Origin of the sequence: Deinococcus murrayi DSM 11303, from assembly GCF_000482805.1 — a bacterium.
Classification (GTDB): domain Bacteria; phylum Deinococcota; class Deinococci; order Deinococcales; family Deinococcaceae; genus Deinococcus; species Deinococcus murrayi.
This window is the reverse complement of the sequence record NZ_AXWT01000020.1, coordinates 37,501-50,934: the sequence shown is the minus strand read 5'-3', so window position 1 is coordinate 50,934 and position 13,434 is coordinate 37,501. Positions and strand designations below refer to the sequence as shown.

10 protein-coding genes (1 of these 10 only partly in view) are annotated in these 13,434 nt (G+C 69.5%); 4 read left to right on the top strand and 6 right to left on the bottom strand.

Going from position 1 to position 13,434, the window contains the following annotated elements; genetic code table 11:
• Positions 1–121: 121 nt before the first annotated feature.
• Together H565_RS0104600 and cpdB are read left to right on the top strand one after the other, a co-directional pair.
• Positions 122–1,426, top strand: a complete 1,305-nt coding sequence (locus H565_RS0104600; RefSeq protein WP_027460014.1) for an alpha-hydroxy-acid oxidizing protein — start codon at positions 122–124, stop codon at positions 1,424–1,426.
• A complete protein-coding gene (cpdB, locus tag H565_RS0104595; protein ID WP_027460013.1) occupies positions 1,404–3,311 on the top strand; it encodes a 2',3'-cyclic-nucleotide 2'-phosphodiesterase in 1,908 nt (635 codons plus the stop codon). The genes H565_RS0104600 and cpdB overlap by 23 nt, the downstream gene beginning before the upstream one ends.
• A gap of 60 nt (positions 3,312–3,371) precedes the next feature.
• On the opposite strand, the gene H565_RS0104590 is transcribed toward cpdB, so the two are convergent.
• From H565_RS0104590 to rlmN, 5 genes are all read right to left on the bottom strand, one after another.
• Positions 3,372–3,965, bottom strand: a complete 594-nt coding sequence (locus H565_RS0104590) for a hypothetical protein (protein WP_157468875.1) — start codon at positions 3,963–3,965, stop codon at positions 3,372–3,374.
• Positions 3,962–4,657, bottom strand: coding sequence for a redox-sensing transcriptional repressor Rex (locus H565_RS0104585; protein ID WP_027460011.1), 696 nt, complete (start codon positions 4,655–4,657; stop codon positions 3,962–3,964). Before H565_RS0104585 ends, H565_RS0104590 begins: the two co-directional genes overlap by 4 nt.
• Complete coding sequence (locus H565_RS0104580) at positions 4,657–5,946, bottom strand: SPOR domain-containing protein (protein ID WP_027460010.1); 1,290 nt, start codon at positions 5,944–5,946, stop codon at positions 4,657–4,659. Before H565_RS0104580 ends, H565_RS0104585 begins: the two co-directional genes overlap by 1 nt.
• Positions 5,943–7,562, bottom strand: a complete 1,620-nt coding sequence (locus tag H565_RS0104575; RefSeq protein ID WP_027460009.1) for a tetratricopeptide repeat protein — start codon at positions 7,560–7,562, stop codon at positions 5,943–5,945. Before H565_RS0104575 ends, H565_RS0104580 begins: the two co-directional genes overlap by 4 nt.
• Before the next feature lie 202 nt (positions 7,563–7,764).
• Positions 7,765–8,799, bottom strand: coding sequence for a dual-specificity RNA methyltransferase RlmN (rlmN, locus tag H565_RS0104570; RefSeq protein WP_027460008.1), 1,035 nt, complete (start codon positions 8,797–8,799; stop codon positions 7,765–7,767).
• Between the two features lie 98 nt (positions 8,800–8,897).
• On the opposite strand from rlmN, the gene H565_RS0104565 reads away from it, so the two are divergent.
• Positions 8,898–9,398: a hypothetical protein gene (locus H565_RS0104565; RefSeq protein ID WP_034408392.1), complete on the top strand. Its 501-nt coding sequence runs from the start codon at positions 8,898–8,900 to the stop codon at positions 9,396–9,398.
• A 44-nt stretch (positions 9,399–9,442) separates the two neighbouring features.
• Positions 9,443–9,973, top strand: coding sequence for a DUF2721 domain-containing protein (locus H565_RS0104560; RefSeq protein ID WP_027460006.1), 531 nt, complete (start codon positions 9,443–9,445; stop codon positions 9,971–9,973).
• A 49-nt stretch (positions 9,974–10,022) separates the two neighbouring features.
• On the opposite strand, the gene rpoC is transcribed toward H565_RS0104560, so the two are convergent.
• Positions 10,023–13,434: the 3' portion of a DNA-directed RNA polymerase subunit beta' gene (rpoC, locus tag H565_RS0104555; RefSeq protein WP_027460005.1), read on the bottom strand. The gene runs 1,208 nt beyond the window's last position; only the last 3,412 of its 4,620 coding nucleotides appear in the window; the start codon falls outside the window, past its right edge — the gene reads right to left on this strand; the stop codon is at positions 10,023–10,025.

Sequence of the window (13,434 nt, the reverse complement as noted above, 5' to 3'; positions counted from 1 at the left end):
GGGACAGGGATGGGGGGGGAGAACTGCGGCTCAGCATAGGCAGTGCTCGGCACCGGCACGCTTCCCCTTTTCTTCACGCGGGCTATGCTTTGGCCCACATCACCCCAGAGGGAGGCCGAGCATGACCCACATCGGACCGGGGCCGGGCCGCACCCGGCAGACGCGCCTGTATGTCCGGGGCCTGGGCGGAGAGCGCCCCGCCGTCCCGGTGAGTCCCGAACGGCTTCAGGCGGCGGCCAAGGCCAAGATGAGCGCCGCCGACTTCGCCTACGTCGCGGGCGGGGCGGGGGCCGAGCGCACCCTGCGGGCCAACCTCGCGGCGTTCGAGCGGGTGCGCCTGATGCCCCGGCAGCTCAGCGGCACCCGCGAACGCGACCTCGGCACCGAGCTGCTGGGCCTCTCGCTGCGGTCGCCGCTGCTCCTCGCCCCCATCGGCGTGCTGGAAGCCGCGCACCCCCAGGCCGACCTCGCCGTCGCCCGCGCCGCCGCCGAGGAGGGGGTGCCCTTCGTCTTTTCCTCGCAGGCGTCGGTGCCGATGGAAGCGTGCGCGGCGGCGATGGGCGACTCGCCGCGCCTCTTCCAGCTCTACTGGGGCACTGACGACGAGGTCACCCGCACCTTCGTGTGCCGGGCGGAGGCGTGCGGGGCCTCCGCCATCGTCCTCACTCTCGACACGACGCTGCTGGGCTGGCGGCCCCGTGACCTCGACCTCGGCAGCCTGCCCTTCCTGCGGGGGCGCGGGCTGGCCCAGTACCTCAGCGACCCGGTGTTCCGCTCGCGGCTGGACATCCCCCTGCCCGCCCCCGACGTGCAGCCCCCGCGTACTCCGGCCCTCCTGCGGGCCGGGGCCGACCTCGCCGCGAAGGGCCGCGCTTTTGGGCTGAGTGCCCAGCAGATGCGCTCCGCCGCCGCCCGCTTCACCGCGACCTACACCCGCCCCGACCTCTCCTGGGACGACGTGAGCCGCCTGCGCGAGTGGACCCGGCTGCCCATCCTCCTCAAGGGTATCCTGCACCCAGGCGACGCGCGGGAGGCCGGGCGGCGCGGGGTGGACGGCTTGATCGTGTCCAACCACGGCGGGCGGCAGCTTGACGGTGAGGTCGCGGCCCTCGACGCCCTGCCCGGCGTGGTCGCGGCGGCAGGGGGCCTCCCCGTGCTGCTTGACAGCGGCGTCCGCACCGGGTCAGACGTGGCCAAGGCCCTCGCGCTGGGGGCGCGGGCGGTGCTGCTGGGGCGGCCCTACGTGTATGGCCTCGCCCTCGCGGGAGAAGCGGGCGTGCGCGACGTGATTCAGAACGTCCTGGCCGAGTTTGACCTCACCCTGGGCCTCCTTGGCCTGGGGGCGGCCCGCCATCTCGGACCGGGGGCGCTGGCCCCTTCACACGCCCCTGACCCCGCGCCCTATCCTGGAGGGCGTGCGGACTAACCTTGCCCTGACCGCCGCCCTCCTCCTGAGCGCTGCGAGCGCCCAGACGGTCGAGCTGCGGATTCTCGAAACCACCGACCTTCACACCCACGCCCTGGGCTACGACTACTACCAGGACAAGCCGACGGGCGAGTTCGGGCTGGAGTACACGGCCACCCTGATTAAGCAGGCCCGCGAGGAAAAGCGCAACACCCTGCTCTTTGACAACGGCGACCTCATCCAGGGCAACCCGCTGGGCGACTTCGCGGCCCGCGTGCAGCCGCTGAAAGCGGGTCAGATGCACCCCATGCATCAGGTCATGCGGAGCCTGCGATACGACGCGGCGACCCTGGGCAACCATGAGTTCAACTATGGCCTGGAGTACCTCGACCGGGTGCTCGCCGCGGCCCCGATGCCCTACGTGAACGCCAACGTGCTCAACCCCGACGGCACGAACCGGTATGCGCCCTACGTCATCCAGCGCAAGTTGGTGTACTCCACCGACGGCCGCCCCTACTTCCTCAATGTCGGCGTCATCGGCTTTACCCCGCCCCAGATTCTGAACTGGGACAAGGCCCACCTGGAGGGCAAGGTGCAGGTCATGGACATCGTGGAGGCCGCTCGCAAGTTCGTGCCCCAGATGAAGGCGCAGGGGGCGGACATCGTGGTCGCCCTCGCGCATACGGGCATCAACCAGGGCGCTTATGCGCCGGGCGGCGAGCAGGCCGGAGCCGCGCTGACCACGGTGGACGGCATCGACGTGGTGCTCACCGGCCACAGCCACCTGGAGTTCCCCGGCAGCGCCTACAAGGACGTGGCGGGCGTGGACCTGAAAAAGGGCACCATCAATGGCAAGGTCGTGCTGATGCCCGGCTTCTGGGGCAACAACCTCGGCGTGGCCGACCTGAAGCTCAACTACGACCGCGCTGCCCAGAAGTGGACCATCGCCGACGCCCAGGGCAGCATTCGCCCCATCTGGGACAAGACGGCGAAAAAGAGCCTGGTCACGCCCGACCCCGCCATCGCCGCTGCCGTGCAAAAGGCCCACGAGGGCACCCTGGCCTATGTGCGCGGCAAGGTGGCCGACCTGACGGCCCCGGTGACCTCCTACTGGGCGCTCGTGCAAGACGACCCCAGCGTGCAGCTCGTCTCCAATGCGCAGCTCGCCTACGTGAAGGCAGCCCTGGCGAGCACGCCGTACAAGGACCTCCCGGTGCTCTCCGCCGCCGCACCCTTCAAGGCGGGGGGCCGGGGCGGGGCGAGCTACTACACCGACATCCCCGCCGGAACGCTCGCCATCAAGAACGTCGCCGACCTCTACGTCTACCCCAACACCGTGCAGGCCGTCCTCGTCACGGGGGCGGGGGTGCAGGAGTGGCTGGAGCGCTCCGCCGGGCAGTTCCGGCAGATTGACCCGGCCAAGACCGACCCGCAGCCCCTCGTCGACGAGAGCTTCCCCACCTACAACTTTGACGTGCTCGACGGGGTGACCTACGAGATTGACGTGACCCAGCCCGCCCGCTATGACCGCGCGGGCAAGCTCGTCAACCCCCAGGCCCGGCGCATCAAGAACCTCCAGTACCAGGGCAAGCCCATCGACCCGGCACAGAAGTTCGTCATTGCGACCAACAACTACCGCGCTTCGGGTGGCGGCTCTTTCCCCGGTCTGGACGGCAAGAACATCGTCCTGCAAGCGCCCGACGAGACCCGCGAGGCGCTGGTGCGCTACTTCACCGAGCAGGGGACGGTGAACCCGGCGGCTGACGGCAACTGGAAACTCACGCCCATCCCCGGCGTGACCCTGCTGTACGTCAGCAGCCCCAACGCCGCCAAGAACCTCCCCGCTGGTGCCACGCTGCTGCGGGTGCGCGAAGACGGATTCGCGGAGTACGCGATTCGGTTCTGAGGGAGAGAAGGAAAGGGGCGGAGGCGAGCACGGCCTCCGCCCCCCTTTTGTACCGCCCCTTCAGTTTCCGGCGCGTGCCGGGGCGAGGAACGCGTAGTTCTGTTTCCAGGTCACGGTTCGCCCCGTCGATTGGGTGGCCGTGAATGTGAAATCGACGCTCCAGGGAGCCGTGGCATTGGTCGTCCCAGCCCGCAGATGAGCAATTGCCCACTCACCCGGAACGAGAGCGCGGTTGACGGTGTTGGCGGCCCACTGCCCGGTGGTGACAGGCCGAGCATCCGGACTGCCCATTGTGCAGCCGTTTTCCGGCGTCGCTGGCGTCGTCGGGGTTGGTTGACCCCCAAAGCAGAAGTAGCCACCCTTGGCCCCCGCAAACAGCAGGCCGTTAAGCGGCGTAATAATGGAGTTGCCCTCGGCGGCGCGTTCGCCCTTGCCATCCAGCAAGACAGCGGTGTATTCGACCTTGAGAACGTCCGGCGCACCTGCCGTGCTCACGAGATTGGCCCTGACCTCTGGGATGGTGATTTTCCCTTGCTCGTTAACCTCGTAACCCAGCGAGGTCAGGCTGATGCTGTAAACGGGGACATTCGGATTCCCCATGGTGTTGCAGGCCGCCAGCAGCAGGGCAGGCACCATCCAAGCCAGTCTCTTCATTCAGTCTCCTCCGTGTCCACGGCGTTCAGGTGAGGGTTGAGGATGTAAAAGGCGAGCCGCTTCATTCCGGCGAGGAAATCCACGTTCTCGACAATCACAGCACGCCACTCGTCACTGATTTCTTGCTGCCCCGCCCGCTCCAGCATGCGGGGCTGAATCACCGTGGGCGCGAAGTTGAGGATGCCGCGCACGCCCGCCCCGGCGAGCGCCTGCGCGGCGTCCTGCGCGTGGTCGGGCGGCACGGCCAGAAAGCCCATGTCCACCTTGTTCCTGCGCACGAACTCCGGCAACTCGTCCATGTGGCGCACGGGCAGGCCGCGCACCGTGCGTCCCACCACGTCGGGACTCACGTCGAAGAGACCGACATATTGAAACTGGTAGTCACTCGCGCCGGGATAGTTGGCGATGGCCTGGCCCAGCCGCCCCATCCCCACAATCACCACGTTCCAAGTCTGGTTGAGGCCCAGCACCCGCATCAGCTCGCGCTTGAGGATGGGCACCGTGTAGCCCATCCCACGCGTGCCGAAGCGTCCGAAGTACGCGAGGTCCTTGCGGACCTGAAAGGCGGTGACGCCCGCTCGCTCCGCCAAGTCATTGCTGCTGGTGCGGAGGATGTCCTGGACTTCTAAGCCCTCCAGAATGCGCAGGTAGGTCACCAGGCGGCTGATGGTCGCGGTTGGTATCCCCGTCATCAGCGAATCCTGAAGTGGTCGTGGCCGTTCGCGTCGAGCTTGCGCTCGGCTTCCAGCAGCGCTTCGCCGCTGTAAGGGCCGACGAGGACCGTCACCTTGCGGCCCTCCGGCGCGTTCACGGTGGGCGAGAAGCCCAGGTCGCGCAGCATCCCGACGAGCCGCCCGGCGCTCTCCTGGCGGTCAAAGGCGCCTACCTGGAGGTACACCGGACCGCTCGGCGCGGGGGCCTGCGCGGTCGCGGGCGCTTCCGGCTCGGCGGGCGCGGCCTCTGGGGGTGCGGCGGTCTCGGCAGGAGCAGTGGCCGGGGCGGGCGCATTCGCCTGAGTCGTCTCGCTGCCGCCCCCCGTCAAGCTGCGGCCTCGCGGCGCGTACAGCACGGCGCGGGGGGCGCGGGGCTGGATGTCGGCGAGCGCCCGGCGCGCGGTCGTCTCGTCGGCATAGGGGCCGACCTGCGCGACCACCTGGTTGCCGAGGTCAATCACGTACACCGGATACCCCGCGTCGGCCACTCCGGCGGCGGCGCGGCGGGCCTCAGCTTCCGACCCAAAGGTGCCCAAGCTGATGCGGTAGTCGCTGCGCAGCGGCGTGCGCTCCTCGCTGGGGGCGACCACCGTGCCGGACCGGGCCGGAGCAGCCGACGACGTGGGGGCGTTCGAGGTGCTCGTGCTCGGCGAAGGCTCAGAGCGCGTCCCCTCGCCCGCCGCTGACGGAGCCTGCGCCGCCGGGGGGGGCAGCGGTACGGTCGTCTCCGGCTGGGGCAGCGTGACTTCCGGCACGGGCGGCGGCGGCGGGGCTGCCGGGATGGGGGTCGCGGCAACCACCGCCGGGGCATCCTCCGGGGCGGACGCGGTCGCAGGGGTGGTCGTGGTGGCCGCGGGAGAGGCGGCGGGGGCGCTCGCCTCAGGTGCTGCGGAGGAAGGAGAAGCCGCCGAGGGAGCCGGGGTCGGCTGCGCCGCGGGCGGGGTGGATGGGCGGGCAGCGGGCGTCTCCTCGCGGGGGGCCGCGGCTTCCGCTGCGGGAGTGGCGGTCGTCTCTTCCGGCGTCGCCGTCGTGCTCGCTTCGGGGGCGGGGGCCGCTTCCTCTCCCATATCCGTGCCCAGGTCGGTGCCCGGCGCGGCGGGGATGTCGGGCAGCTCTTCGGCCACCGGGGGTGGCGGAGCTGCGGCGGTGACGGCCTCTCGGCCTTGGCCCAGCAGCAGGAGCGCGAAGCCCGCGAGCAGCAGTACGACCAGAAGGCCGATGAGCAGGTCCGGCCAGCGGCTGAGCGGAGGGCGGCTGGCGCGGCTCATCGCAGCGCCTCCGCGGCCCGGCGGTGGCCGAGGTCCGCCGCCGTCTTCAGGGCGGGCCGGGCCTGCGCCTCACGCCCCTGCGAGCGCAGGCTGAGGCCCAGCAGGTACCACGCTTCGGCGTTGCGCGGCTGCTCTGATGTCAGGCCGCGCATGATGGCCTCGGCTTCTGCGTACCGCGCGGTGGCCAGCAGCGCTGAGCCGAGGTTCTGGCGGGCGGTGGGGGTGGGGTCGAGCTTCACGCTGGTGCTCAGCGCCCCCGCCGCGCCCGCGTAATCCCCCTGCGCGTAGGCGGTTAGCCCCAGCCACAGGTAGGCGTCCGCGCTCGGTGCGGCCTGGGTGCTTTGGCGCAGGGCGCTGCGGGCTGCCGCGAGGTCGCCCAGGCGGTAGGCCGCCACACCCCCCACGTACAGGGCACGGGCGCGGGTGGCGTTATCAGGCTTCAGGGTCAGCGCCTGCGCCGCGTCCTGACGGGCCTGGGCATTCAGCCCCAGCGCGAGCCGGGTGGCCGCCAGCGCCGTGCGAATCGCCGCGTCCCCCGGTGCGAGGCGGGCGGCCTGCGCGTAAGCGGCCTGCGCCCCGGCCCGGTCGCCGCGCAGCGCCCGCAGCTCGCCCAAGCGGGCAAAGGCGGCGGGGCGGGCGGGGTCCAGCCGGGTGGCCTCCTGCGCGGCGAGGACGGCCCCACGGGTGTCCCCGGCGGCAGCCAGCACCTCGGCTTTGCGCAGGTGCAAGCTGGCCCGGTCGCTCGCCTTGGCGACGCGGGGCAGCACGGCGTCGAGTTCCCGCACCGCCCGCTCCGGCAGGTTTTGCGCGACGTAGATGTCGGCGAGCAGCAGCGCCGCGTCCGCCCGCCCCGGCTCGCGCGAGAGCAGCGCGTACAGGCCCGGCAGCGCCTCCACCCCCTGCCCCGCCCGCACCTGCGCCTGGGCCAGCCGGAAGGCGAGGTCGCGGTCCGAGGGGTCGAGGGCGGCGGCCTGCGCGAGGGTGGCGCTCAGGGCGGCCCAGTCGCCCGCCCGCCGCTGCTCCCCGGCCAGCGCTTCGAGCACCTGCCGCTCGGCGGCGGGTCCGGCCTTGCCGCGGGCGAGGGTGGCGGCCTCCTCGTACAGCCGCCGGGCCTCCGCAAAGCGCCCCTCGCGACTGGCAATCACGCCGAGGTTGTAGGGGGCCTCGAAGCCGCCTGGGGCCAGTTCCCGCAGCCGGGTGAACTCAAAGGCCGCGCCCCGCAGGTCCCCCAGCGCCAGCAGCGTCAGCCCCAGCCCGAAATGCCCCTCCGGGTGCAGGTACTGCGCGGCCACCAGCGACTCGAATAGCCGCCGAGCCTGCACGAGGTCGCCCCTGCCCAGCGCCTCGCGGCCCTGGCTCAGCGTCTGCTGCTGCGCGGGCGTGAGGACCGGGGGCGGCGGCGGGGCCGGGAGGCCGGGGGCCGTCCCTGGCGGAGCGGCGGGAGCGGGTGGGGTACTGGGCAGCGTGGGCACGGTCACCGGCACCCCGGTCGGCTGAGACTGAAGCAGCGTGTTCTGGATGGACACCGCTGCGGACGTGTCGAGCAGGGTCTGGGCAGCAGCGTGGGGCGCGGCGGCCAGCAACAGGCCGAGCAGCGTGATTCTCGTTGGGGTCACCGGAAAGGGCCTCCTGAACGGGGGAGATGTAGGCAGAGCGTAGCTAGAGAGGTCTTGCGTAACCCTGACGCGGAGGGGAAATGCGTGGGCCACCGTGATTCTCTCACGGCCCCAGGGCCAAGGTGGTATGAAGCCAGCACTCATCTCAACGCTCGCCACAGGAAAAAACCCCCCTACCGGGGAGGCCAGAGGCGGGGTGTTCTCAAGCCGGAGCGCCCGCCGCCGCGCCGGGGCGCTTTAGCGCCAGTTGGCCGCACGCTGCCCCCGCGTCCTTCCCCCGCGAGCGCCGCACGCTGACATCCACGCCCCGCGCCTCCAGCACGTCATAAAACGCCTGAATCTGCTCCTCGGTGCTGCTCTCGAAGCCGGAACCGTCCCAGGGGTTCATCGGAATCAGGTTGACGTGACTGACCAGCCCGCGCAGCCGCTCGGCGAGCAGCTCGGCTTGCCAGAGATGGTCATTGACCCCGCGCAGCATGGTGTATTCCAGCGTCACCCGCCGTCCGGTCACCGCCTGATAGTCGCGGGCGGCAGCCATGATTTCCTCGATGGAGTTGGCGGCCCCGGTCGGGATGATTTTCTGGCGCGTTTCCTCATCGGGGGCGTGCAGGCTGATGGCCAGCTTGAGGCCGAGGTCGTCTTCTTCGGCCAGGCGCCGAATCCCCTTGGCGATGCCCACCGTCGAGAGGGTCACCCGGCGCTTGCTCATGCCCAGCGCCTGCGGGTGCAGCAGGATGCGGGCAGCTTTCATGGTGTGCTCGTAGTTCAGCATCGCCTCGCCCATGCCCATAAAGACGAGGTTGCGAATCTCGCGCGGCTCCAGCCCCTCGCCCGCTGCCACCGCGAGCACCTGCCCCACGATTTCGCCGGGCGTCAGGTTGCGCGAAAAGCCCATCGCCCCGGTCGCGCAAAAGGCGCAGCGGGCCGGGCACCCCACCATCGTGGACACGCAGACCGTCTTGCGGTCGAGGTAGGGCATGTAGACCGCTTCCATCTGCCGCCCGTCAAGCAGCGTGAAGAGGTACTTCGCCGAACCGTCGGCGCTGCGAACCGTTTCTATCTCGCGGAAAGGATTGAGCTGGAAGCGGGCGGCGAGGTCTGAGCGCAGGGAGGTGGGCAGGTTGGTCATCGCCTCGAAGGTGCCCACACCCTGCACGAACACCCACTCCAGCAGTTGCCGCCGCCGGAAGCCCTCTAGCGGGTACTCATCGGGGTGGAGGTCGAGGAGAAGCTGCATCAGAAAAGTTTAGCGGGCCTGGGGTGAGGGGGGTGGAAGGGGGGCACGGTTGACGAAGCCGCGGTCTGGGGACTGGGCCATTCGGCATAGGATGGGTCATGCGCCCCCGTGGTCCGCAGGTTCTCGCTTTGTTTGCCGCCCTCGCGGCTTCCGCACCCGTGCTGGCGGGAGGGGCTGGAGCGCCGCCGACAGCGACCACGCCCCCGGTTGCCCAGCGGAACCTCTTCTTCCCGAACAGCGTGTTCCAGTTTTATCCCGGCGAGCGGGTCCCCTTCACCGTCGAGATTGACCTGAGCCGCAGCCGCGCTTTGCCGGGCGGTCCTGTCCGGGTCATGGTCGTAGCCGTCACGCCCGACCGCTGGACCCTGAACCTGGTCAGCCGTCCGGTCATGGCAGGCGAGAAGGTCCGCTGGCAGGGCACCTTGCCCAAAGCGGGTGTGCTGGTGATTAACGTCCTGGGGGGCTACGGCTCAGTTGATACTGGCGACCGGGCGGGCGCTATTGCCTTGTTCATCACGGGAGATGAGAAGGGAAACTTGGTCGTCAGCGACGGCAACTGCCCGCCCCGCGCCAGCGGCATCTGCGGTGGCCCCCGCTAATGCCGGGCTGACCTGCCCGCCCCCCTACCCCCTACCCTGTCCGCATGGCTGACCCCACCCTCGGTGCCCTGACCGCCATGATTACCCCCGCTGTCCTGATTTCGGGCGCGGGCACCCTGCTGCTGAGTACCAGCACCCGCCTGGGCCGCAGCACCGACCGGGTGCGGAGCCTGACCGCTCGTTTCAAGGACCTCGTGGGCGAGGAAGGCCAGCGCGAGCCTCTTGCCCGCGAGGAAAAGCAGATGATCGTGCGCCAGTTGCCGCGCCTGACCCGCCGCACCCGCTACCTCCAGCGGGCGCTGCGGGCCTTTTACGTGGCGGTCGCGCTGCTGGTGGGGACCAGCCTGCTGATTGGCCTGGGTGAACTCTCCGGCCTGGCCACCGGAGCGGCCCCGCTGCTGCTCGCGCTGCTGGGGGCCGGGAGCCTCGCCTACGGGGCGCTCCTCCTGAGTTTCGAGGCCACCCTCAGCGCCGCCACCACCCGCGAGGAGATGCGCTTTCTGGTGCGGCTGGGCGAGCATTACGCCACGCTCTATCAGGACGGGGCGGACCGATTGCGGGAAGAGGAGGCATAAAAAACCCCCACCCTGCAACGGGTGGGGGAGGGGAGCTTCAGCCCTGGCTTCAGTCGCCGTAGCCGGGCGTGTTCACCACGCTGCCGGGACGGGTGTCGTCGTAGCGGCCCGTGCCCGTCACCGAGTCGGTGCTGCGGCCCGCCTCGCCGTACTTCTCCAGGGTGCGCTCGTCGGCGACCTGCATCTCGCGGACGGTCGCCAGTCCGGTGCCCGCCGGAATCAGCTTGCCGAGGATGACGTTCTCCTTGAGGCCAATCAGCTCGTCGACCTGGCCGCGCATGGAGGCTTCGGTCAGCACGTGCGTCGTGTGCTGGAAGCTCGCCGCCGAGAGCCAGCTCTTGGTGGTCAGGCTGCTCTTGGTGATGCCCAGCAGCACCGGCTTCCAGCTCGCGGGGGTCTGACCGTCGGCCAGCGCCTCGTTGGCCTGGTCGACCTCCCAGCGCTCGACGGTCTGACCTTCAAGCAGGTCGGTGTCGCCGCCGTCGGTGACCTCCACGTAGCGCAGCATCTGCCGCACGATGACCTCGATGTGCTTGTCGTGCACCTTCACGCCCTGCGAGCGGTACACGCGCTGCACTTCTTCGACGAGGTAGCGCTGCGCCGCGTCCGTGTCCTTGTAGAGCAGCAGGTCGTGCGGGTTGATGGCCCCGCGGGTGAGCGGCTGCCCGGCTTCGACCCGGTCGCCGTCGCGCACGATGAGGCGCAGGCCCTTGCTGATTTTGGTCGCGGTCTTGGACGAGTACTGCTCGTCTTCGGCCTCGATGCGGACGAGGTAGCGCTCTTCTTCCTCCTCAATCCGGACTACGCCGTCGCGGTCGGCGACCACCGCTTGGGTCTTGGGCTTGCGGGCCTCGAACAGCTCAATCACGCGGGGCAGACCCATCGTGATGTCGCCGCCACCTGCCACGCCGCCGGTGTGGAAGGTGCGCATGGTGAGCTGGGTGCCGGGTTCGCCGATGGACTCGGCGGCCACCACGCCCACCGCCTCGCCCATGCTGACGGGCTTGGCCTGCGAAAGGTCGTAGCCGTAGCACTTCTGGCACACGCCCGCCTTCACGCGGCAGTTCAGCGGGGTGCGGACAAAGACCTCGCGGATGGCCCTAGCGTCCTGGGTGATCGCCTTGACGTCCTCCAGGCTGAGCATTGCGCCCGCCTCGATGACCCGCCCGTCCGAGAGGGTCACGTCGGCGCTCAGGGTGCGGCCATAAATCGAGGTTTCAATCTCGCTGCCCTTGCGGGCGCGCCACTCGCCCGTTCGCTCGTCGGTCGCGCCCAGCGGCATGACCGTGTAGTCGGGAGTGCCGCAGTCCACGTCGCGCACGACGACCTCGTGGGCCACGTCCACCAGCTTGCGGGTGAGGTAGCCAGAGTCGGCGGTGCGCAGCGCGGTGTCGGCCCCACCCTTTCGGGCACCGTGGGTCGAGATGAAGTACTCCAGCACCGTCAGGCCCTCGCGGAAGCTCGCCTTGATGGGCACCTCGATGGTCGAGCCGTCCGGGCGGGCCATCAGGCCGCGCATCCCCGCGAGCTGGCGAATCTGCTGCGGGTTCCCGCGCGCCCCCGACTGGCTCATGATCCACAGCGGGTTAAAGGGGTAGTTGTGGCTGAAGTTATCGAAGACCGCGTTCTTCACCGCGTCGGTGGTCTCGGTCCAGAGCTGCACGACCTGCTTGTAGCGTTCCTCTTCGGTCATGAAGCCGAACTCGTAGTTCTGCTCGATTTCCGCGAGCTTGCCGTCAGCCTCTGCGAGCAGCTCCGCCTTGTTGGGCGGGAGCACGATGTCGTCAATGCCGATGGTGATGCCCGAAGTCGTCGAGAGCCGGAACCCGCTGTCCTTGAGGGCGTCCAGCAGCCCGGCGGTGGCCTCGATGCCCAGCTCCTTGTAGCAGGCCATCACCATGTCCTTGAGGTGGTCCTTCTCGTAGGCGGTGTCCAGGTTCACCAGCGTGTCGACGAGATGGCCCTGCGGTCCCAGCGCTTCTTGCACCAGGCGGCGGAACATCACCCGCCCGGCGGAGGTCTCGTGCAGGGTGCCGTTCAGCAGGATGCGCACGTGGTCCTGGAAGTCGATCTCGCCGCGCTCGACGGCCATGATCGCCTCGTCCGGGTTGGCGAAGACGTACTTCAGGCGACCGGGGCTGGTCTCCTGTCCGGCAACCCGAATGGGCGCGTTGAGGGCCACCCGGCCTTCGGCCAGGGCGTCCAGGGCTTCGCGCTCGCTGGCGAACTCGCTGCCCGCGCCGAGGTTGTCCCGGCGAAGCTGGGTCAGCGTGAAGATGCCGAGGATGATGTCGCGGCTGGGCTTGACGTTCGGCTCGCCGTTTGCGGGCGAGAGCAGGTTGTGGGCCGAGAGCATCTGGATGCGGGCCTCGGCCTGCGCGTAGGCCGAGAGCGGCACGTGAATCGCCATTTGGTCGCCGTCGAAGTCGGCGTTGAAGGCTTCACAGACCAGCGGGTGCAGCTGGATGCTCTGGCCCTCGACGAGCACCGGCTCGAACGCCTGGATGCCGAGGCGGTGCAGGGTCGGGGCGCGGTTGAGCAGCACGACCTTATCCTCGATAACCTCTTCCAGCGCGTCCCACACGCTGTCCCGCGTGTCGCGGTAGCGCTCCAGCATCTTGCGGGCCTGCTTGATGTTGGTGACCTCGCCCTTTTCTTCGAGCACCTTGAAGAGGAAGGGCTTGAAGAGTTCGAGGGCCATGCGCTTGGGCACCCCGCACTGGTGCAGCTTAAGCTGCGGCCCCACCACGATGACCGAACGCCCGGAGTAGTCCACGCGCTTGCCCAGCAGGTTCTGCCGGAAGCGGCCCTGCTTGCCGCCGAGCAGGTCGGTCAGCGAGCGCAGGCTGCGGTCACTGCCGGGGTTGGTGACGGGAGAGCCGCGCCGCCCGTTGTCAATCAGCGCGTCGACCGCCTCCTGAAGCATCCGCTTCTCGTTGCGGATAATCATGTCGGGCGCGCCCTGTCCAATGAGCTTCTTGAGCCGGTTGTTGCGGTTGATGAGGCGGCGGTAGAGGTCGTTGAGGTCGGAGGTCGCGAATCTCCCGCCGTCCACCTGCACCATCGGGCGCAGGTCGGGCGGCATCACCGGAACCGTCTCCAGAATCATCCACGAAGGGTGGTTGCCGCTGCGCTTAAAGGCACGCACCACCTCCAGCCGCTTGCGAGCCTTGGCCCGCTTGTGACGGCTGTTGTCCTTCATCGCCTCGCCGAGTTCAGCCTCAAGCTGATCGAGGTCGAGGTCGTCGAGCAGCTCCTTGACGGCTTCGGCCCCCATCTTGGCCTCGAAGTCGTAGGACTCGATGACCCGCACCTGCTTGCGCACGAGGTCAATCTCGACCCGGCCACTGATTTCACTTCTAAGCGCACCGGAGTCGGCCAGCTCGTCGCCCGGCTCGACCCGGTCGCCGTTCACGACGAGCGGCTCGTCCTGGTAGGCGTACACCTTCGCCTTGGAGACG